This window comes from Thauera sp. 27 (assembly GCF_000310125.2).
Lineage (GTDB): Bacteria > Pseudomonadota > Gammaproteobacteria > Burkholderiales > Rhodocyclaceae > Thauera > Thauera mechernichensis.
Map to the genome: position 1 here is coordinate 107407 of NZ_AMXB01000012.1, position 20907 is coordinate 128313.

Annotated in this window: 15 protein-coding genes; 3 read left to right on the forward strand and 12 right to left on the reverse strand. The window is 68.6% G+C overall.

The window, feature by feature from the left end; all coding sequences use genetic code 11:
• Nucleotides 1–63: 63 nt before the first annotated feature.
• The 12 genes from B447_RS08700 to zwf form a co-directional block, all read right to left on the reverse strand.
• Entirely contained in the window at nt 64–996 is a 933-nt protein-coding gene (locus B447_RS08700; RefSeq protein ID WP_002938802.1) for an ABC transporter substrate-binding protein, read from the reverse strand.
• Nucleotides 997–1099: 103 nt separating this feature from the next.
• On the reverse strand, nt 1100–2083 hold the full coding sequence (locus B447_RS08705) for an ABC transporter permease subunit (protein WP_002938803.1): 984 nt from the start codon (nt 2081–2083) through the stop codon (nt 1100–1102).
• Nucleotides 2084–2142: 59 nt separating this feature from the next.
• Nucleotides 2143–3708, reverse strand: a complete 1566-nt coding sequence (locus B447_RS08710; RefSeq protein WP_002938804.1) for a sugar ABC transporter ATP-binding protein — start codon at nt 3706–3708, stop codon at nt 2143–2145.
• On the reverse strand, nt 3701–4945 hold the full coding sequence (locus B447_RS08715) for an ROK family transcriptional regulator (protein ID WP_002938807.1): 1245 nt from the start codon (nt 4943–4945) through the stop codon (nt 3701–3703). The genes B447_RS08710 and B447_RS08715 overlap by 8 nt, the downstream gene beginning before the upstream one ends.
• A gap of 221 nt (nt 4946–5166) precedes the next feature.
• Nucleotides 5167–6492 (reverse strand): NAD(P)/FAD-dependent oxidoreductase, encoded by a 1326-nt coding sequence (locus B447_RS08720; protein ID WP_002938810.1) that lies wholly within the window; start codon nt 6490–6492, stop codon nt 5167–5169.
• A 126-nt stretch (nt 6493–6618) separates the two neighbouring features.
• Nucleotides 6619–7902 carry a phosphopyruvate hydratase gene (gene eno, locus B447_RS08725; protein ID WP_002938814.1) on the reverse strand — a complete coding sequence of 428 codons (1284 nt, stop codon included), beginning with the start codon at nt 7900–7902 and terminating at the stop codon, nt 6619–6621.
• A gap of 164 nt (nt 7903–8066) precedes the next feature.
• Nucleotides 8067–9710, reverse strand: coding sequence for an NADP-dependent glyceraldehyde-3-phosphate dehydrogenase (locus B447_RS08730; protein ID WP_002938816.1), 1644 nt, complete (start codon nt 9708–9710; stop codon nt 8067–8069).
• A 50-nt stretch (nt 9711–9760) separates the two neighbouring features.
• Entirely contained in the window at nt 9761–11188 is a 1428-nt protein-coding gene (gene pyk / locus B447_RS08735; RefSeq protein WP_002938817.1) for a pyruvate kinase, read from the reverse strand.
• Nucleotides 11189–11208: 20 nt separating this feature from the next.
• The gene (gene pgi, locus B447_RS08740) at nt 11209–12864 is read right to left on the reverse strand and encodes a glucose-6-phosphate isomerase (protein ID WP_002938819.1); all 1656 of its coding nucleotides are present in this window, start codon (nt 12862–12864) and stop codon (nt 11209–11211) included.
• Nucleotides 12865–12883: 19 nt separating this feature from the next.
• Nucleotides 12884–13912 carry a glucokinase gene (locus B447_RS08745; RefSeq protein ID WP_002938822.1) on the reverse strand — a complete coding sequence of 343 codons (1029 nt, stop codon included), beginning with the start codon at nt 13910–13912 and terminating at the stop codon, nt 12884–12886.
• A complete protein-coding gene (gene pgl / locus B447_RS08750; protein ID WP_002938826.1) occupies nt 13893–14585 on the reverse strand; it encodes a 6-phosphogluconolactonase in 693 nt (230 codons plus the stop codon). Before pgl ends, B447_RS08745 begins: the two co-directional genes overlap by 20 nt.
• A gap of 2 nt (nt 14586–14587) precedes the next feature.
• On the reverse strand, nt 14588–16048 hold the full coding sequence (gene zwf / locus B447_RS08755; RefSeq protein ID WP_002938827.1) for a glucose-6-phosphate dehydrogenase: 1461 nt from the start codon (nt 16046–16048) through the stop codon (nt 14588–14590).
• A gap of 264 nt (nt 16049–16312) precedes the next feature.
• Here zwf and edd point away from each other — a divergent pair, with 264 nt between their 5' ends.
• From edd to glk, 3 genes are all read left to right on the forward strand, one after another.
• Entirely contained in the window at nt 16313–18136 is a 1824-nt protein-coding gene (gene edd / locus B447_RS08760; RefSeq protein ID WP_002938829.1) for a phosphogluconate dehydratase, read from the forward strand.
• A gap of 69 nt (nt 18137–18205) precedes the next feature.
• Nucleotides 18206–18847 (forward strand): bifunctional 4-hydroxy-2-oxoglutarate aldolase/2-dehydro-3-deoxy-phosphogluconate aldolase, encoded by a 642-nt coding sequence (locus B447_RS08765; RefSeq protein WP_002938834.1) that lies wholly within the window; start codon nt 18206–18208, stop codon nt 18845–18847.
• A 66-nt stretch (nt 18848–18913) separates the two neighbouring features.
• Nucleotides 18914–20803 (forward strand): glucokinase, encoded by a 1890-nt coding sequence (gene glk, locus B447_RS08770; RefSeq protein ID WP_002938835.1) that lies wholly within the window; start codon nt 18914–18916, stop codon nt 20801–20803.
• Nucleotides 20804–20907 lie beyond the last annotated feature (104 nt).

Here is a 20907-nt window from a genome sequence, read left to right on the forward strand (position 1 = left end):
ACGCAAGCGGCGGCGGAAGGGGGACGCCTCCGTGCACCGCTCGGCCTCGGGCCGGGCGTGTGCTCAGCGCGGCGCCGACCAGCCCTTGTAGTCGGCGACGTTGTCCCGCGTGATCAGTTCTGAGCGGATCAGCACCATCGGCTGTTCGGGTGTCTTGCCGTTCAGGATGCCGTGACCGATCTCCACCGCGCGCTGCGCCATCAGCCACGGGTCCTGGCTGGCCGAGGCCTCGACCAGGGTTTTGTTGCGGATCGCGTCCTCGATGTCGGGGGCGCCGTCCACTGACGCGATGACGATCCCGCTACGCTTGAGCTGGCGGGCGGCCAGATCCGAGCCGATGGCCTGCGGATCGTTGATCGTGAACACCGCATCGACCTTCTGGAAGCGGGTCAGGTGGCCGAGCATCACATTCAGACCACCTTCGCGCGATCCCTTGCCGTCCTGGTCGTCGGAAAGCACCTTGATGTCGGGTGCGGCGGCGAGCTTTGCCTTGCAGCCATTGACGCGGTCGATCACCGCCGACACCTGCGGCCCGTTCTGGATGATCACGTTGCCCTTGCCTCCGAGCCGATCGACGATGTACTGGCAGGCGATCTCGCCCGCCTGCACGTTGTCGGTTTGCACCACCGCATCCGCGCCGGCCGCCGCGACGTCGACACCGACCACGACGATGCCTGCCTTTTGGGCCTTCTTCACCGCCGGTTCGATCGCGCGCGCATCGGCGGCGTTGAGCAGGATCATGTCGACGCCGGCGGCGATGAAGTTGTCGATCTGAGTGAACTGCTTGTTGAGGTCGTAGTCGGCCGACACCGCCAGCACCTTCACGTCCGGATTCAGCGCCTTCGCCTTCGCCTCCGCGCCCTTGGCGATGGTGACGAAGAAAGGGTTGCCGAGCGAACCGACAGTGATGCCTATGGACTTGATGTCACGGGCTTGGGCGAAGCCGCTGGCGAGCACCAGGGCGAGGCCGGCGGCGGCGAGTTTCTTGTTGAGCATGGGGGTCTCCTCGCTGGTCGTGGATGTCGGCTGCGCCCGGCGACCAGCAGCCGGGCGCATGGTGTGGGAAAGCACTTGGAGTGCGGGTCGGGCAGCGGTCGGGTCAGGTGCGGGCGCCGGACTGGCGGTAGCGGTCGAGGGCGACGGCGCCGATGATCACAAGTCCCTTGATGATGTATTGCCAGATGTCGGACACGCCGACGAGCACCAGGCCGTTGGTGAGCACGGCGATGATCAGCGCACCGATCAGGGTGCCGACGATGGTGCCGACGCCGCCGACGAAGCTGGTGCCGCCGAGGATGACCGCAGCGATCGCGTCGAGCTCGTAGGACTGGCCCAACTGCAGGCCGTTGGCGGCCATCAGGCGGGACGAGGTCATCACTGCGCCTAGGCCGGCGAGCAGGCCCGAGATCGCATATACGGTCAGCAGCACCTTCCACACCTTGATGCCGGACAGGCGGGCGGCTTCGGGGTTGCTGCCCACCGAGTAGATATGCAGGCCGAGCACGGTGCGGCGCAGGATGAACCAGGAACCGATGATCACCGTGGCGGCGATCACCACCAGCCAGGGTACGCCCAGGATGCTGTCGTTGCCGATGAAGGCAAAGGGCAGGTCAGGGTTGAACACGGTCTTGTCGTCGCCAATCAGTCGGGCGACGCCGCGCACCGCGGTGAGCGCGCCGAGGGTGACGATGAAGGGCGGCAGCTTCAGGAAGGCGATCAGGCCGCCATTGATGAGGCCGAAGATCAGGCCGGTGAGCAGCGCGGCGGCAATGCCGAGCATGCCGATGTCGGGGATGCCGGACACGATCAGCGCCACCACCGCGGCCGCGGCGAGGATGGAGCCCACCGACAGGTCGATGCCTCCGGTGAGAATGACGAAGGTCATGCCGGCCGCGAGCACGATGTTGATCGAGGCCTGCTGGGCGATGATCGAGAAGTTCTGCACGGTGAAGAAGGACTCGGCGATCAGCCCGAAACCGATCATCAGCAGGATCAGCACGGGCAGCATGCCGACCGCGCGCATCAGGGACTGGAACTGCTCGCGGGGGTTGGCGGCGGTTGCGCCCAGGGCGGTTGAAGTCATGATGGGTCTCCTGGTTCTCTTTTCGTGTTCGTGTTCGTGTTCGTGGGCGTGGGCGCGGCTCAGGCTGCTACGCGCAGGGGGTCTGCCGTGCCGCTTCCGGCGCCGGTGGCAAGTTCGATGATGGATTCCTGGGTGATGCTGCGGCCGGAGCGGCCGCCGAGCTCGCCGACAATCTCGCCTTCGCGCATCACCAGCACGCGGTCGGCGGTGCCGACCACCTCGGGCAGCTCGCTCGAGATCACGATGACGCCCACGCCACGGCGGGCGAGCGCGTTGATGATGCGGTAGATCTCGGACTTGGCACCGATGTCCACCCCACGCGTGGGTTCGTCGAGGATCAGTACCTTGGGGTGGATCTCGAGCAGGCGCGACAGCAGCACCTTCTGCTGGTTGCCGCCCGACAGCGCGCCGACATTGACCTTGGGGCTGGGCACCTTGATCGCCAGCTCGCGGATCGCGTCGACGGCGCGCCTGCGACCGCGCACCAGGTCGAGCACGCCGAAGCCGCGGGCGTCGCTCGAGCAGGCGCAGGTGTTGATGTTGTCGCCCACGCTCATGTCGAGGAAGAGGCCGCGGCCCTTGCGGTCCTCGGTGAGGTAAGCCATGCCGGCCTGGATCGCGTCGAGCGGCGTGCGGATCGCCACCGGCGTGCCCTCGATGCAAACCGCACCGGCGACGCGCTCGTCGGCGCCGAAGATCAGGCGCGCCAGTTCGGTCCGGCCGGCGCCGACCAGGCCAGCGATGCCGAGCACCTCGCCCGCGTGCAGGTCGAAGCCGCATCCCTTGACCCGACCGCCGTCGTGGCGGTCGCGCATTTCGCGCACCGACAGCACCACGTGGCCGGGGTCGTAGGGCGCGTGTTCCTTCCTGTAAAAGCCGGAGATGTCGCGTCCCACCATCATCTGCACCAAGCGGTCGGCGGACAGCTCGGCGCGCTCGAGCGTACCGACGTAGGTGCCGTCGCGCAGCACGCTGACGCGGTCGGACAGCTCGTAGATCTCTGCCATGCGGTGGCTGACGTAGACAATCGCCATGCCCTCGGCGCGCAGCTGGCGGATGAGCGCGAACAGGCGGTCGGTCTCGCGAGACGATAGCGGCGTGGTTGGCTCGTCCATCACCAGTATGCGTGCTTTCGCCTCGAGTGCGCGGGCGATCTCGACCAGCTGGCGCTCGGCGATCGACAGCGTGTCGACTAGGGTGGTGGCGCGGAATCCGGCGCCCAGGCGTTCGAGGATGCCGGTGCACGCGGTTTCCATCTCGCGCCGCGCCACGCGAAGGCCGTGGCGCAGCTCGCGACCGAGGTAGATGTTCTCGGCCACGGTGAGGCTGGGGCACAGCGCGAGCTCCTGGTAGATCACCGCGACGCCCTGCTCGCGTGCCGACTGCGGGCCGGCGATGGTGAACGCTTGGCCGCCGATGCGGATCTCGCCGCCGGCGTCGGCGGTGTAGGCGCCCGACAGGATCTTCATCAGCGTCGATTTGCCGGCGCCGTTCTCGCCCATAAGCGAATGCACTTCGCCCGGATACAGCGTCAGCGATACCTCGTTCAGTGCGCGCACGCCAGGGAAGGTCTTGGAGATGCCGCGCATCTCCAGCACTGGGGCCTTGTCCTTATGCTCAGGCATGTTGCGCCTCCTCGTTTACGCGGTTGCCGCTGTTCAGCACCTCGGAGCGTGGCGAGAAATTGAAGAACATCGGTAGGCTGGCGGCACCGATCGCGCCGGCGTCGCTGCCGAAGGTGCCGCGCACGATGTCGGGCACGCCGCGCGCCTCGGGAGCGGTGTCGCGCAGTTCGCGGGCGAGCGCCTCGCGCAGGCGCTCGATCAGGCCGAAATCGACGTCGGCATCGAGCACTACCACCGGCACGTCGAGCATGGCGTGCGCGGAGCGCACGGCTGGCGCGAGCGCATCGACGCAGTCCTGCAGCCATTCATCCACCGCCGGATGGCCGTCGCGGATGAAGGGGCCGAGATCGACATGGGTGTCGAGCTGCTCGCCGTGCCAGCGCAGGTGGCGTACCAGCGCATTGAGCGAAGCACGTGCCAGCAGCATCGTCCATTTGCCCGTCGGCGCAGGCGCCGAGGGCAGGCGGCTCGCCGGCACCGGCATCACTGCGATGTCGCCGGCGTTGCCGCTGACGCCGCGCACGCAGGTGCCGCCGAGGGCGATGCCGGCACCGATCGCCGGGCCCATGAATACGTACAGGAAGTCGTCGTACTTGCGGCCGCAGCCATAGAACAGCTCGGCGATCGCGGCGGCGTTGCCGTCGTTCTCGGCATACACTGGCAGGCCGGCGGCGTGCTCGAGTGCGGCGCCGAAGTCGAAGCGGTCCCACTCGGCGAAGCTTGGGTTGTCGAGGCCGAGTTCGCCGAGCCAGGCGCCGAGGTTGTAGGGCTGGGCGACACCGACGCCGGCGACGCGGGCTCGCTCCTCGGCCCCGAGCGGGGAGAGCAGGGCGGTGATGTCCTTCACCACCAGCGCGAGCGCATCGGCGGGGGCGGGCAGCAGGCAGTCGTGCACCCGGCGGCCGATGATGTCGCCGCCGAGGTCGACCAGGATGGTCTCGATCGCGTCGCGGTCGAGGCGCACGCCGATGCCGAAGGCGCCCTTTGAGTTGATGCTCACCAGGGTGGCGGGCTGGCCGCGCTGGCCCTCGATGCGGCGCCCGGTGGGTGTGACCAGGCCTTCCTGCTCGAGCACCTGGATGATGGTGCCGACTGCCGTGCTGGTGAGCTGGGTGCGGCGCGCGAGCTCGGCCTTCGAGGCTTCGCCCAGGCGGTGCAGCAGCTGGAACAGGCGGCGGTCGTTCGGGCGGCGCAGACCCATCGTACCCGCGCCGCGTCCGTCTTGGTTCGTGTCCATCCTGACTCCTCCCGACCCCGAAAGGCTCTTGCTTGTCTATTAATAAATCAACTAGGTTTATTAAAGTGTCTTTCGATTAGACTGTCAAGAAGGTTTAGTAAAGAAACTGGATTTAAATGCTTTAGGACGGAGTTGGCGTCGGTGTGAGGTGGCCAGGTGGTGCGCGGGGACGCCGGGATTGTGGGCCGGCCGGGAATGGACCTATCCCCCTGATGTTGGCGTTAGTGCAGCTTCACATGGGGGTCGGTCTGGCGGCGCAGCCAGCCGGTGAGGGTGTCGACTGCGGTCTTCCAGAAACCGTGCAGGGCGATCAGGTGGCTGCGATACAGCGACCAGTACATCAGGCTCGCCACCATGCCCTCGATGCGGATGCCCTTGCCGCGGATGAAGCCCATCAGGTTGCCCAGCGTGTGGTGACGGCCGAGCGAGACCAGCGAGCCTTGGTCGCGATAGCGAAAGGGCAGGGGGGCTTTGCCGTGCAAGCGCGGGGGCAGCACGCGGGCGAGGTGGCCGGCCTGCTGGTGGGCGACCTGGGCACGTGGCGGCAGGCAGGTGGGGCCGCCGTTCCAGGGTGCGGCGGCGCAGTCGCCGAAGGCGAAGATGTTCTTGTCCACGGTCGTACGCAGGCAGTCGTCGACCACCAGGCGGTCGATGCGGTCGCATTCCAGGCCGTCGAGCGCGTGCAGAAAGGCGGGCGCGCGGATGCCGGCTGCCCACACGACCAGGTTGGCGGGAAACTCTGCGCCATCGGCGGTGTGCACGGTGGTGGGCGTCACCGCGGTGACCTTGACCCCGGTATCGATGCTCACGCCGAGGTCGCTCAGCACACCGGCGACGGCGGCCGACAGCGGCTCCGACAGTCCGGGCAGGATGCGCGGGCCGGCCTCGATCAGGCGGATGCGGATATGGCGCTCGGGGTCGATGTTGCGCAGGCCGTAGCCGGCCAGCATGCGGGTGGTGTTGTGCAGCTCGGCCGCCAGCTCGACGCCGGTGGCACCGGCGCCGACGATGACGATGTCGAGCCGGCCGTCGGCGCCGGGCAGGCTGTGGTCGGCGGCAAAGCAGGCGTTGACCAGCTTGCGGTGGAAGAGGTGGGCCTCCCAGGCCGCGTCGAGCTTGTAGGCATGCTCGGCGACGCCGGGCGTGCCGAAGTCATTGGACAGCGAGCCCACGGCGAGCACCAGCGTGTCGTAGGCCAGCCGACGCTCGGGCAGCACCAGGTCGCCGTCGTCGCCGCGCACCTCGCCGACGACGATCTGGCGCGCTGCGCGGTCGAGACCGGTCATCGGCCCGCGGCAGTAGGTGAAGCCGTTCCAGCGCGCCTGGTAGAGGAAGTCGATCTGCTCTTCGTGGATGTTGAGGCTGCCGGCGGCGACCGCATGCAGCAGCGGCTTCCACATGTGGGTACGGGTGCGGTCGACGAGCACAACCTCGATCTCGCCCTTGCTGCCGTGCCTGCGCCCGAGTCGGGTGGCGAGTTCGAGGCCGCCGGCACCGCCGCCGACGATGACGATGCGATGGGGTCGGTCTGGGGTCGGGTGCGCCATGGTGCCTGGATCCTTGAACGGCGTTCAGCGTACGCCGTCTGGGGGTGCAAAAAGAAGGTCCGGCCCCGGGGATTGGGAAGGGAGACCAGGCGGGGCCGGACCAAGGGAGGAAACGGTTGTGCGCGTTCAGCGCGCGACGAAGGCCTGCGAGCCGGCGAAGCGGGCGTCGGCGCCGAGCTCGCGTTCGATCGCGAGCAGGCGGTTGTACTTCTCGACGCGGTCCGAGCGGCTGGCCGAGCCGGTCTTGATCTGGCCGCAGGCGGTGGCCACCGCGAGGTCGGCGATGGTGGTGTCGCCGGTCTCGCCCGAGCGGTGCGACACGATCGAGGCATAGCCCGCCTTGCGCGCCATCTCCATCGCCGCCAGGGTCTCGCTGAGCGTACCGATCTGGTTCGGCTTGATCAGAATGGCGTTGGCGATGCCCTTGTCGATCCCTTCGGCCAGGATCGCGGTGTTGGTGACGAAGAGATCGTCGCCGACGAGCTGGGTGCGGCGGCCGAGGCGGTCGGTGAGGCAGCCCCAGCCGGTCCAGTCGTCCTCGGCCATGCCATCCTCGATGCTGATGATCGGATAGTCGTTGACCAGCTCGGCGAGATAGCCGACGAACTCGGCGCGACTGTAGTTGGCACCCTCGCCGTCGAGGCGGTAGCGGCCGTCGTGGTGGAACTCGGACGCGGCACAGTCGAGCGCGAGCGAGATCTCGCCGCCCGCCTTGTAGCCGGCGAGTTCGATCGCGGCGAGGATCAGGTCGAGGGCCTCCCGGGTCCCGGCGACGTTGGGGGCAAAGCCGCCCTCGTCGCCCACCGAGGTGGGCAGGCCACGGCCGTCGAGTAGCTTGCGCAGGGCATGGAAGACGCCGACGCCGGCGCGCAGCGCGTCGCCGAAGCGCGCGAAACCGTGCGGCACGATCATGCATTCCTGCACGTCCAGGCTGTTGTTGGCGTGCGCGCCGCCATTCATCACGTTCATCAGCGGCACAGGCAGCACGAAGCCGCGCTCGGCGTGGCCGACGTGACGGTAGAGCGGCAGGCCGCGCGCGGCGGCACCGGCGTGGGCGCTCGCCATCGACACCGCGAGCAGCGCGTTGGCGCCGAGGGCGGACTTGTCGGCGCTGCCGTCGAGCTCGCACAATAGGCGGTCGATGGCGGCCTGGTCGCTGGCGTCGCGGCCCTTGAGCGCAGCGGCGATGGGCCCTTCGATGTGGCCGAGCGCCTTCAGCACGCCCTTGCCGCCGAAGCGCGCGGGGTCGCCGTCGCGCAGTTCGAGCGCTTCACGCTGGCCGGTGGAGGCACCCGAGGGCACGGCGGCGCGGCCGAGGTGGCCAGAGGCCAGGCGCACCGTGGCCTGCAGGGTGGGGTTGCCGCGGGAGTCGAGGATCTCGAGCGCGTCGATGGAAGCGATTTCGTACATGGTGATGGTCCGGAAAGCGTGTTGTCGACTGATGGGTTGGGGTCCGCGTGCGCGCAGGGCGGCCCGGGGCAGAGGCGGGGAGTCCTCGCCCCGGTGCCGTAGGCTGCGGCACGCGGATGAGCGGCGAATCAGGGGATGAAGCGGGGTCGGCGAATGAAGCGCGATCAGAGGATGAAACGCGTGTTCACGAAGTTCGACTTGTTGCCGAGCACGATGCTGTCGAGCAGCTTCTTGCTCGCCTCGGTCTGCTTGGCCGCGACCATGGTGCGGATCGAGAACGAGCGCAGCGCGTCATGCACCGACAGCGTGCCCTCGGCCGAGTCCTTGCGCCCGGCGAAGGGGAAGACGTCGGGGCTCCTCTGGCACTGGCAGTTGATGTTGACGCGGCAGACCTGGTTCACCAGCGGATCGACCAGGTGCGCGATCTGGTCCGGATCGCTGCCGAACACGCTCACTTGCTGGCCGTGGTCGGAAGTGATCACGTAGTCGAGCGCGGTCTCGACGTCCTCGAAGGGCGCCACCGGGATCACCGGGCCGAACTGCTCCTCGCGGTAGAGCTTCATGCTGGCCTTCACCGGGAACACCACCGCCGGGTAGAACAGTGTCTCCACCGAACTGCCGCCGTCGGCGTTGAGCACCTTGGCGCCCTGGGCGACGGCGTCGGCGATGCACTCGTTCATGTAATCGACCTTCTGCATCTCGGGCAGCGGGGTCAGCATCACGCCCTTCTCCCACGGCATGCCGATCTTCAGCTTGGCGATCTCCTCGTTGAAGCGGCGCAGGAACTGGTCGGCAATCGCCTGGTGCACCAGGATCATCTTGATCGCGGTGCAGCGCTGGCCGTTGAAGGACAACGTGCCGGCGATGCATTCCTTCACCGTCAGCTCGATGTCGGCATCGGCCAGGATGATCGCGGCGTTCTTGGCCTCCAGCCCGAGCACCGCGCGCAGTCGGTTGGTCTTGGGGTGGGCCTTCTTCAACTGGTCGGCGACCTTGCTGGTGCCGATCAGGGCCAGCACATTGACCTTGCCCGAGCCCATGATGTGCGGCACGACGACGCTGCCCTGGCCGTAGATGATGTTGATGACACCCGCCGGGAAGGCGCTGCGGAAGGCCTCCAGCATCGGGTAGTAGAGCAGCACGCCGAAGCGCGGCGGCTTGAACAACACCACGTTGCCCATGATGAGCGCCGGGATCAGCGTGCAGAAGGTCTCGTTCATCGGGTAGTTGTACGGACCCATGCACAGCACGATGCCCAGCGGCGAGCGGCGGATCTGGGCGATCGTGCCGTCGACGATCTGGAAGCGCGAGTTGGCGTTGTCCAGGCTCTTCAACTCGGCGATCGTGGCCTTGATGTAGTCGATCGTGCGGTCGAACTCCTTCTCCGAGTCGGCCAGGCTCTTGCCGATCTCCCACATGATCAGGTTCACGATCTCGCGCCGGCGGGCGACGATCTGGTTGGTGAAGTTCTCGACGCAGGCAATGCGCTCCGCGACGGACATCGTCGGCCAGCGTCCGCGGCCGTTGTCGTAGGCCTGGGTGGCGGCGGCGATCGCGGCGTCGGCCTCGGCGGTGCCGGTGACCGGGAAGCTGCCGAGCTCGACTGGCGCCAGGCTGCCGCTGCCAGTGCGCACATGCACCGGTGAGAACACCGCGCGCGTCTCGCCCTTCCAGATCTGCATCTCGCCGTTGAGCAGGATGGAGCGCTGGTGCAGCGGCGCGAGCACGCGGCAGTCCTCGGGAATGTCGGCTTCGGCGGGGAAGAGGTCGTGCAGTTTCTTCTGCATCGGGTTGAGCTTCATGTCCATGGTGGCGGGGTTCCTGTTCGATGTTCGAGGGTGTGGAGGGGGCGGCCGTCTCAGGCGGGCAGCGCGCTCGGCCAGGCCAGACGCAGCAGGTTGGTCGTACCGGGGGTGCCGAAGGGCACGCCGGCGGTGACGATCACGGCCTCGCCGGGGCGCACCAGGTCGTCGCTGCGGCAGGCGGCGACCGCGGCATCGACCATTTCCTCGACCGTGCCGGTGGCGGTGGACACCCGCGGGCGCACGCCCCAGGCCACCGTCAGGCGGCCGGCGACACGCGTGGACGGGGTCAGGCACAGGATGCGTGACTGCGGGCGCTGGTGCGCGATGCGCAGCGCGGTGGCGCCGGTGGCGGTGAAGGCCACGGTGGCGCACACCGGCATCATCGCGGTGATGCTGCGGATCGCAGTGCCGATGGCGTCGGTGCCGCTCGCCTGCATGTTGGCGGCGACGGTGTCGACGTACTGGCGGTGCAGCGGATCGGCCTCGGTGCGGCAGATGATGCGCGACATCATCTGCACCGCCTCGAGTGGGTATTGGCCGGACGCGGACTCGGCCGACAGCATCACCGCGTCGGCGCCGTCGAACACCGCGGTGGCGACGTCCGAGGCCTCGGCGCGGGTGGGCGCGGGGGCGCTCACCATCGACTCCAGCATCTGGGTGGCGACCACCACCGGCTTGCCGGCGGCGCGCGCCAGGCGCACCAGCTTCTTCTGCAGGCCGGGCACTTCCTCGGCCGGCATCTCCACGCCGAGGTCGCCGCGCGCCACCATGATGCCGTCGGCGGTGGCGAGGATGGCCTCGATGTCGGTGATCGCCGAGGGCTTCTCGATCTTGGCCATCAATGCGGCGCGGCCGCCGATGCGGGCCTGTGCTTCGGCGACGTCGGAGGCCCGCTGCACGAAGGACAGCGCCACCCAATCGACGCCCAGGCCGAGGGCGAAGTCGAGGTCGGCGAGGTCCTTCGCCGTCAGCGGCGACAGATCGAGGGTGGCCGAGGGCACATTCACGCCCTTGCGGTTCGACAGCACGCCGTCATTGAGCGCCACCAACTCGAGCGCGTCGGGCTGCGCCGTGCACACCTCGAGGCGGATGCGGCCGTCGTCGAGCAGCAGCAGGTCGCCCACCGCCGAGGCGGCGATGATCTCGGGGTGCGGCAGGCACACGCGGCGGGCATCGCCCGGCGTGGGGTCGGCGTCGAAGCGGATGCGCTCGCCACGCTTGAGGCTCACCGCGCCGTCGGCGAAGGTGCCGATGCGCAGCTTGGGGCCTTGCAGGTCGGCGAGGATGCCGATCGGGCGGCCAGTCTCGGCCGCCACGCGGCGGATCAGCTCGGCGCGGGCGGCGTGGTCCTCATGCGTGCCGTGGCTGAAGTTCAGGCGGAACACGTCGGCGCCGGCTGCATGCAGGGCGCGGATGGTGTCCAGGTCCGAGCTCGCCGGGCCGAGGGTGGCGAGGATCTTGGTATTGCGCGAAGTGCTCACGATGTCTCCTGGGGTGGCGCTCAGGCCGGGGCGCCGACGCTGCGGGCGTGGCTGCGGTAGCGCTCGATCAGCGCCGCGGTGCTGCCGTCGTGGGCACTTTGGTCGTCCGCGCCGGCGAGATCGTCGAGCACGTGAGCGGCGAGCTGCTTGCCAAGCTCGACGCCCCACTGGTCGAAGGAATTGACGCCCCATACCACGCCCTGCACGAAGGTACGGTGCTCGTAGAGCGCGATCAGGGCGCCGAGGGTGAGGGGGTCTAGGCGCTCGAGCAGCAGGGTGTTGCTCGGGCGGTTGCCGCCGAACACTCGGTGCGGGATCAGCATCGCGACGCGTTCCTCGGGCAGGCCGGCGGCGCGCATCTCGGCCTCAACCTCGGCCGCGGTCTTGCCGCGCATCAGCGCCTCGGCCTGCGCGACCATGTTGGCGAAGGCGATGCGGTGGTGCTCATGCAGGCGGGCGGGGTGCTCAAGCACGCCGATGAAGTCGACCGGCGCGAAGCGCGTGCCCTGGTGCAGCATCTGGAAATAAGCGTGCTGGCCGTTGATTCCAGGCTCACCCCAGATCACTGGGCTGGTCTGACAATCGACCGGGCTGCCGTCCAGCCGCACCGACTTTCCGTTCGACTCCATGTCGAGCTGCTGCAGGTAGGCGGGCAGACGGTGCAGACCCTGGTGGTAGGGGGCGATGACCTGGGTGGGCGCATCGAGGAAGTCGATGTTCCAGATGCCGAGCAGGGCGAGGATGACCGGCAGATTGCGCTCGAGCGGCGCGCTGCGGAAATGCTCGTCCATCGCGTGGGCGCCGGCGAGCAGGGCGTCGAAATGCTCGGCGCCGATCTGCAGCACGATCGGCAGGCCGATCGCGCTCCACATCGAGTAGCGACCGCCCACCCAGTCCCAGAAGCCGAACATGTTGGCGGTGTCGATGCCGAAGCGCGATACCGCCTCGGCATTGGTGGACACGGCGACGAAGTGGCGCGCGATCGCTTCCTCGTTGCGGGCGTGTGCCAGCAGCCAGCTGCGTGCGGTGTGGGCGTTGGTCAGCGTCTCCTGGGTGGTGAAGGTCTTGGAGGCGACGATGAACAAGGTGGTGGCCGGATCGAGCGTGCCCAGCAGTGCATCGATTTGTACACCATCGACATTGGAGACGAAGTGCAGGCGCAGCCGCGGGTGGGCGATCTCGCGCAGGGCCTCGCAAGCCATCAGCGGGCCGAGGTCGGAACCGCCGATGCCAATGTTGACGATGTCGGTGACCGCGCGGCCGTCAAAGCCCTGCCACTGGCCGTCGCGCACGCTGTCGCTGAAGATGCGGATGCGTTCGCGCACCGCTACCACCGCATCGACGACGTTGTCGCCGTCGAAAGTGATCACGCTGCCGGCAGGCTTGCGCAGCGCGGTGTGCAGCACGGCGCGGCCTTCGGTGACATTGATGCGCTCACCCGCGAACATCGCCTCGCGGCGCTCGACGACGCCGGTTTCGCGGGCGAGCTGGAACAGCAGGCTGAGGGTGGTGTCGTCCACGCGGTTCTTCGCATAGTCGAGGAAGAGGCCGCAGGCCTCGGTGCACATGCGGCTGCTGCGGCCGGGGTCTGCGGCGAAGAGGTCCTTGAGCTGGTGCTCGGCGATGTCGTTGCGGTGGGCGGCGAGGGCTTGCCAGCTGGGGAGGGCCTTGCTCATGTTCGGCGTGTCCTTCGGGTCAGGCGAATGGAATGGTGGATGCGCCCTGCTGCGCGCGGCTGTCAAAGCCGACCGCAAAGGCGGTGTCGAGGGCATGCGCGGCGCCAGTGAGCGCTGCATAGGGCGCGCGGATCACGCGCGTCGGAATCTTCTCGAGGTAGCCGCGGAAGCGGCCCTTGGCGATGAAGCGCTCGCGGAAGGCTGAGCGGGCGAAGAACTCGCCCAGGCGTGGCACGATGCCGCCGCCCACGAATACGCCGCCGCGGGCGCCCAGCGTCAGCGCCAGGTCGCCGGCCACTGTGCCGAGCAGGGCACAGAACAGGTGCAGCGTCTCGGTGCACACCGGGCACTGGCCGGTGAGGCCGCGCGAGCTGATCGTCGCGCTGTCGAGCTCGAGCCCGGGCCGGCCGTCGAGATGGCGCAGCGCGTCGTGCAGCGCCACCAGGCCAGGGCCCGACAGCACGCGTTCGGCCGATACGTGGCCGTAGCGCTCGGCCAGTAGCGCGATCAGATTCGCTTCGCGCGGCGTGCCGGCGGGCAGGGTGACATGGCCGCCTTCGCCCTGCAGCGGGACCAGCGCGTCGCCCGCCGGCACCAGCCCGGAGATGCCCAGACCGGTCCCGGCGCCGAGCAGGGCGATCGCCTGGCCGGGCAGGGCTACGCCGGCACCGACCTGTTCGAGCTCGGCCCCAGTCAAGTGCGGCAGCGACAGTGCGAGCGCGGTGAAGTCGTTGATCAGCAGCAGGCGCTCGAGGCCGAGGGTGGCGCGCAGGCCATCCACCGAGAACGCCCAGTGATGGTTGGTCATCGCCACGCAGTCACCCGTCACCGGATTGGCGATTCCGAAGGCGGCGACGCGCGGCAGGGACACCCCCTCGGCGGCAAGATAGGCGCGCACCGCCTGTTCCGGGCCGGCGAAGTCCGCGCAGGGCAGCACGCGGATGTGGCTGGGCGCGGCGCCGGGCGCCCCGGCGAGGGCGAAGCGCGCATTGGTGCCGCCGATGTCGGCGACCAGGCGGGTGGCGCGGTCAGGTCGTCCAGAACACACGGCAGGGGACCTCTTCCTGTTGCAGTACGTTGCGGATCGGGTATTGGTCAAGCGGGCCGGGCTTTAGCGCCTCGCACAGCACCGACCACTTCGCTGTGCCGGTGAAGTGCAGCGCAAGCAGGCGGGTGTTAAGCAGCGCCGGCGGGGTCATCGAGATGCGGTCGTGCGGCGCACGGGTGGGGCGCACACCGATCAGATCGGGGGTGGTGGCGTCGCACGGCGCCGGCGCGGTGTCGGCTGCGGGAAACAGCGAGGCCGTGTGGCCGTCTTCACCCATGCCGAGCACCACCGCGTCGAAGGGTCGTGGCAGCGCGGCGAGCGCGGCGGCGCTGGCGGCAAGCGCCGACCAGGGCTCGGCCGCGTCGCGGTAGAGCGGTACGAAGCGCGCCTGCGTGGCGTTGTCGCGCAACAGGGCCTCGCGAACGCTGCGTCCATTGCTGTCGGGATGGTCTTCCGGCACCCAGCGGTCGTCGGCGAGTGTGATCGTGACGCGGTCCCAGGCCAGCGGGGCGGCAGCCAGCCGCGCGAACATGCCGCGCGGCGTCCGGCCGCCCGACACCACCAGGCTAGCGGCGCCGCGCTGGTAGATGCCCTCGCGCAGCGACTGCACGATGGCTTCGGCGAGCGCGGCGTCGAGCGCTGCGGTGTCGGCAAAGCGCTGCAACTCGATCATGCTCAGACCTCCTCGTGCCAGTGGAAGCCCTCGCGCCCCAGCAGGGCGGTGGAGGCGGCCGGGCCCCAGGTGCCGGCGGTGTAGGACTTGGGCGGTTCGCCCGAGTCGTGCCAGCTCGACATGATGGGCTCGACCCACTTCCACGCCGCTTCCTGCTCGTCGCGGCGCACGAACAGCGTCAGGTTGCCGCGCATCACGTCCATCAGCAGGCGCTCGTAGGCCTCCAGGCGGCGGCTCTGCGCGCCCTCGGTGAAGTCGAGGTCGAGCGACACCGGGTTCAGCAGCATCTGGTCGCCAGGGCGCTTGGCCTGCAGGTGGAGCTTGACGCTCTCGTCGGGCTGCATGGTGATGACCAAGCGGTTGTTCTGCAGTGCCGCGGCCGGCTTGCCGAAGATCGAATGCGGCACGGCGCGAAAGTTGATGACGATTTCCGCCAGGCGCTCCTGCATGCGCTTGCCGGTGCGCAGGTAGAAGGGCACGCCGGCCCAGCGCCAGGTGTCGACGTTGGCTTGAAGCGCGACGAAGGTCTCGGTGCGGCTGCCGGCGACGATGCCCGGCTCGTCCAGGTAGCCCGGCACCGGCTGGCCGCCACTGGCGCCGGCACGGTACTGGCCGCGCACGGTGCGCAGCGGCACCTCGTCCTCGCCGATCGGGCGCAGCGCGCGCAGGATCTTGAGTTTCTCGTCACGCACCGCGTCGGCGTCGATCGAGGCCGGCGGCTCCATGGCGACGATGCACAGCAACTGCAGCAGGTGGTTCTGCACCATGTCGCGCAGGGCGCCGGTCTTGTCGTAGAACTCTGCGCGCGACTCGACGCCGATCTGCTCGGCGACGGTGATCTGCACGTCGCTCACCCACTCGCGCCGCCACAGGGGCTCGAACAGCGCGTTGCCGAAGCGCAGCGCCAGCAGGTTCTGCACCGACTCCTTACCAAGATAGTGGTCGATGCGATAGATCTGCTGCTCGCCGAAGTAACGGCCGACCTCGTCGTTGATCTCGCGAGACGAGGTGAGGTCATGGCCGAGCGGCTTCTCCAGCACTACGCGGCTGGCGGATGTGATCAGCCCGGTCTCGTGCAGGTGGCGGCAGATTGCGGTGAACAAGGCCGGGGCGGTCGAAAGGTAATAGACCTGCGAGCGGCTGGTGACCGCGCCCAGGCGTTCGCGTAATGGGACGAAGCCGGAAGCATCACGCGCGTCGAGCGCGACGTAGTGGAGGCGGGCTTCGAAAGCATTCCAATGTGCGGTGTCGAAGTGTCCCTTCAGGAAGCGTTCACATTGCTCGGCGGCGAGCTGGCGGTAACCCGTGGTGTCGAGCGTCTCGCGAGCGACGCCGATGATCGAGACGTCGGCGCCGAGCATGTTGGCGCAGTGCAGGTGGTAGAGCGCGGGCAGCAGCTTGCGCATCACCAGGTCACCCGTGCCGCCGAAGAGAACGACGTCTTGTCCAGTGTGTAGTGACATCTTGATCTCGCGTGTTGATGAGAAGGGGCATGTGGATCGTTAATTTGACTATAAGTAGGAAAACTACAAAACGCAAGCGCTTTGGACTAAATTCCCTCCACGGCTCTGCTGTCCGCACTCCGTGCTGCGCCCTGACTTGAGGGGAATGTATGCGTAAATTCAGCAGGAGTTCCGCGTTTCGCAGGCTCAGAGGTGTACGAGGAGCTTGCAAAAGAGATGTAGTTAAACTACTATTTGACTACACCTTGAATGGAGAGTATCCCGATGGCCATCCACTCGACGCTGGAGCGCGTGACTCGCCGCATCCAGGCTCGCAGTGCCCAGACCCGCGCGGCTTACCTGCAGCGTGTGGACGACGCCTCGCGCGCTGGTCCGCTGCGCGGCTCGCTGTCGTGCACCAATCTCGCCCACGGTTTTGCCGCGGCGCCCGCCGGCGACAAGATCATGCTGCGCGAGCAGCGCCGGCCCAACCTGGCCATCGTGTCGTCCTACAATGACATGCTGTCGGCGCATCAGCCCTTTCATGCCTTTCCTGAGTGGATCAAGCAGGCAGCGCGCGAGGCGGGCGCCACGGCGCAGTTCGCCGGTGGCGTGCCGGCCATGTGCGACGGCGTCACTCAGGGCCAGCCCGGCATGGAGCTGTCTCTGTTCTCGCGCGACGTGATCGCGATGGCGACAGCGGTGGCGCTGTCGCACAACATGTTCGACGCCGCGCTGTGCCTCGGCGTGTGCGACAAGATCGTGCCTGGCCTGCTGATCGGCGCGCTCTCCTTCGGTCACCTGCCGACGGTGTTCGTGCCCGCCGGGCCGATGGGCTCAGGCTTGTCGAACAAGGAGAAGGCGGCGATCCGCCAGCGCTATGCCGCTGGCGAGATCGGCAAGGCCGAGCTGCTCGAGGCCGAGGCGCGCGCCTACCACTCGGTCGGCACCTGCACCTTCTATGGCACGGCCAACAGCAACCAGATGCTGATGGAGGTGATGGGTCTGCACCTGCCGGGCGCCGCCTTCGTGCCGCCTGGCACCGCGCTGCGCGAGGCGCTGACCCGCGAAGCCGCGCGCCAGGCGGCGGCGATCACGCGCGAGGGCGGCCACTACACGCCGATCGGGCGCATGGTGGACGAGCGCACCATCGTCAATGCGATCGTCGCGCTGCTGGCCACCGGCGGCTCCACCAATCACACCCTGCACGTGGTGGCCATCGCGCGTGCCGCCGGCATCCACATCGACTGGACCGATTTCGACGAACTGTCGACCTGTGTGCCGCTGCTCGCCCGCGTCTATCCGAACGGCAGTGCCGACGTGAATGCCTTCCACGCCGCCGGCGGCACCGGCCTGCTGATCGGCGAACTGCTCGACGCCGGCCTGCTGCACGAGGAGGTCGACACCGTGGTCGGTCGGGGCCTGTCGCTCTACCGCCGCCAGCCGCTGCTCGAGGATGGCCGTCTGCAATGGGTCAAGGGGCCGGCCGAGAGCCTGGAGCCCAGCGTGCTGACGTCCGCCGCGCAGCCCTTCTCGGCCGACGGTGGCCTGAAGGTGCTGGCGGGCAACCTCGGCCGCGCGGTGACCAAGGTGTCGGCGGTGGCGCCCGAGTTGCGTGTGGTCGAGGCGCCGGCGAGGGTCTTCCATTCGCAGGAGGCGCTGATCGCCGCCTACAAGGGTGGCGAGCTGACCGGGGATTTCGTCGCCGTGGTGCGCTTCCAGGGGCCCAGGGCGAACGGCATGCCCGAGCTGCATGGCCTCACGCCCACGCTCGCCAATCTGCTCGACAACGGCCAGCGCGTGGCCCTGGTCACCGACGGGCGCATGTCGGGCGCCTCGGGTAAGGTGCCGGCAGCGATCCACGTCACGCCCGAAGCCTGTGACGGCGGCCTGATCGCGTGCGTGCAGGACGGCGACATCGTGCGCGTCGATGCCGAGCAGGGCGTTCTCGAGTTGCGCGTCGACGCCGCCGAACTGGCCGCGCGCACGCCTGCGCAGGCGGACCTGTCGGCCAACCAGCACGGCATGGGGCGCGAGCTCTTCAGCGGCTTTCGCAGCCATGTGTCGGGCGCCGAGGACGGCGCCATGAGTTTCGGGCTGCCCGCCTGAGCCCTTGCGGAGCGCGGTCCGGGGGGACTGGCGCCGTCATCGAATCGAATTTTTGCCATTGAGGTCGTCATGGATTCGAAGCAACAAGTGCTGGACCAGATTCTGGGACTGGGGCCGGTCATGCCCGTGCTGGTGATCGAGAAGGTCGTCGACGCGGTGCCGCTCGCGCGCGCGTTGGTCGACAATGGCGTGCGCGTGCTGGAGGTGACGCTGCGCACGCCGAATGCGATGTCGGTCATCGCCTGCCTGTCCGAGGCCGTGCCCGAGGCGGTGGTGGGCGCCGGCACGGTGACCACGCCCGAACAGCTTGTCGCCGTCGAGCGCGCCGGTGCGCGCTTCGCGGTCTCGCCCGGGCTCACGCCGCGGCTGACGGCCGCCGCGCGCGAATCGAGCTTTCCGCTGCTGCCCGGCGTGATGACCACTTCGGAGGCGATGACCGCGGCCGAGGCCGGCTTCACCCGGCTCAAGCTCTTTCCTGCCCAGCAGGCCGGTAGCGTGGGCATGCTGAAGGCGCTCTACGGTCCGCTGCCCGACCTGCGTTTCTGCCCCACCGGCGGCGTCAGCGTTGACAACGCTGCTGATTTCCTTTCCCTGCCCAACGTCCTGTGCGTGGGCAGCTCCTGGCTGGCGCCCGATGCGCTGGTGAAGGCACGCGACTGGGACGAGATCGGCCGCCGTGCGCGCGTGGCCTCGCAGCTGCGCGCGCGCTGATTCGGCATCGTCGTCGGGCATCATTGCGGGTTCGCGGGTGGAGCCGCATCAAGGAGCGAAGGGGAGATGGGACGCAACGACGAATCGCTGAAGCTGGCGCGGGTTGGGACCTATGCGGCGGGGCCGCGGCTGGTCGCCAACATCGGCGCGACCACGGCGCGCTTCGCGCTGGAGGTTGCGCCGGGCGCCTTCGAGCAGCCGGCAAACCTGCCTTGCGCGGACTATTCAGGCGTCGAGGCAGTGTGCCGCGCCTATCTCGAGGGCATCGACGGGCCGCGGCCGCTGCATGCGGCAATGGCCTTGTCGAACCCGATCGACGGCGACATTGTGCGCATGACCAATCGCGACTGGCAGTTCTCGATCGAGGCGGTGCGCGGTGCGCTCGGCATGCACACCCTGCTCGCGGTGAACGACTTCGTTGCGATGGCGATGGCGCTGCCCAAGCTGACGCCCAACGAGAAGCGGCTGATCGGTGGCAGCGAAGCGCATGCCGAGGGCGTGATCGGTCTCATCGGTGCCAGCACCGGTCTTGGTGTGTCGGCCCTGATCCCCAATGGTGAGCGCTGGGCGACCCTGGCCTCCGAGGGCGGCCACATGGCCTTCTCGCCGGCCAACGAAACCGAGCTCATCGTGCTGCGCCATGCCTGGAGGCGCTGGTCGCACGTGTCCTCGGAGCGCCTGATCTCGGCCCCCGGCCTGGTGCTGATCCGCGAGGCGCTGGCGGCCGACGAAGGGCTCACGGTGCACATCGACTCGCCCGACGAAGTGTTGCGGCGTGGCCTGCTCGAGGGCGATGCGCTGAGCCGGCGTGCTCTCGACTGTCTGTGCGGCATGCTTGGCACCGCGGCGGCCAATGTTGCGGTGATGCTCAACGCTACCGGCGGCATCTATGTCGGTAGCGCGCTGGTGCGCGGTCTGGCGGGCTTCATCGAGCAGTCCAGCTTTCGCCGCGCGTTCGAGGACAAGGGCCGCTACACCGGCTTCGTGTCGCGCATCCCCACCTACCTCGTGCTGTCCGACCAGACCGGCCTGTGCGGCGCGGCTGAGGTGCTGCGCAACCACCTGCAGGACCATGCGGACTCCGGGCAGTTGCTCGAGCGTATCCGCGCGGGCATGGACAGCCTGAGCCCGGCCGAGCGGCGGGTGGCGAGCCTGGTGCTGGAGCAGCCGCGCACGGTGCTCAACGACCCGGTGGCCGAGATCGCGGCCAAGGCTGAGGTCAGCCAGCCGACGGTGATCCGCTTCTGCCGTTCGCTCGGCATGCAGGGACTGTCGGACTTCAAGCTCAAGCTCGCCTCTGGCCTCACCGCCGCCGTGCCGGTGCGCCACAGTCAGGTGCGGATTGGCGACCCGGGCGCGGAGCTGGTGGCGAAGATCTTCAACAACACCAGTTCGGCGATCACGAAGCTGCGCGATCAGCTCGACGGCGCGGCGATCGAGCGTGCTATCGATCTGCTGGCCGCGGCGCGGCGCATCGAACTCTACGGCGTGGGCAATTCTAGCGTCGCCGCGCTCGACGGCCAGCACAAGTTCTTCCGCTTCAGCATTCCGAGCAACGCCTACATCGACAGTCACATCCAGCTCATGGCCGCGCGCCTGTTGGGGCCGGGCGATGTGGTGGTGGCGATTTCCAAGTCGGGCAGCCTGGCAGAAACGCTGCAGGCGGCGGACGCCGCCCTGCAGGCGGGGGCGGCGGTGATTGCGATCACCGCCGCTGGCTCGGCGCTGGCGCAACGCGCGACGGTGGCGCTCGAGGTCGCGCACCCGGAAGAGGGGGCAGGCTACCTGTCGATGGTGTCACGCATTCTGCATCTGCTGCTGATCGACGTGCTGGCGGTCGGTGTGGCCATGCGCCGCATCACCGCCACCGGTGAGCTGGTCGAAGAGCGCGCGTTGCAGCGTGAGCTCGAATCCTTGCAGGCTCGCTTCGAGGCGCTGATCTCCCATGCTAGCTGAGCGGACTTGCCAGCTTCTTGCGCGCGCGCGGGCGTGGCTCGGGCGTCGCCCGCGGTGGCGCCGGGGCGACGGTCGGCGCCACCGCGGCGGCCATGGCGCTGTCG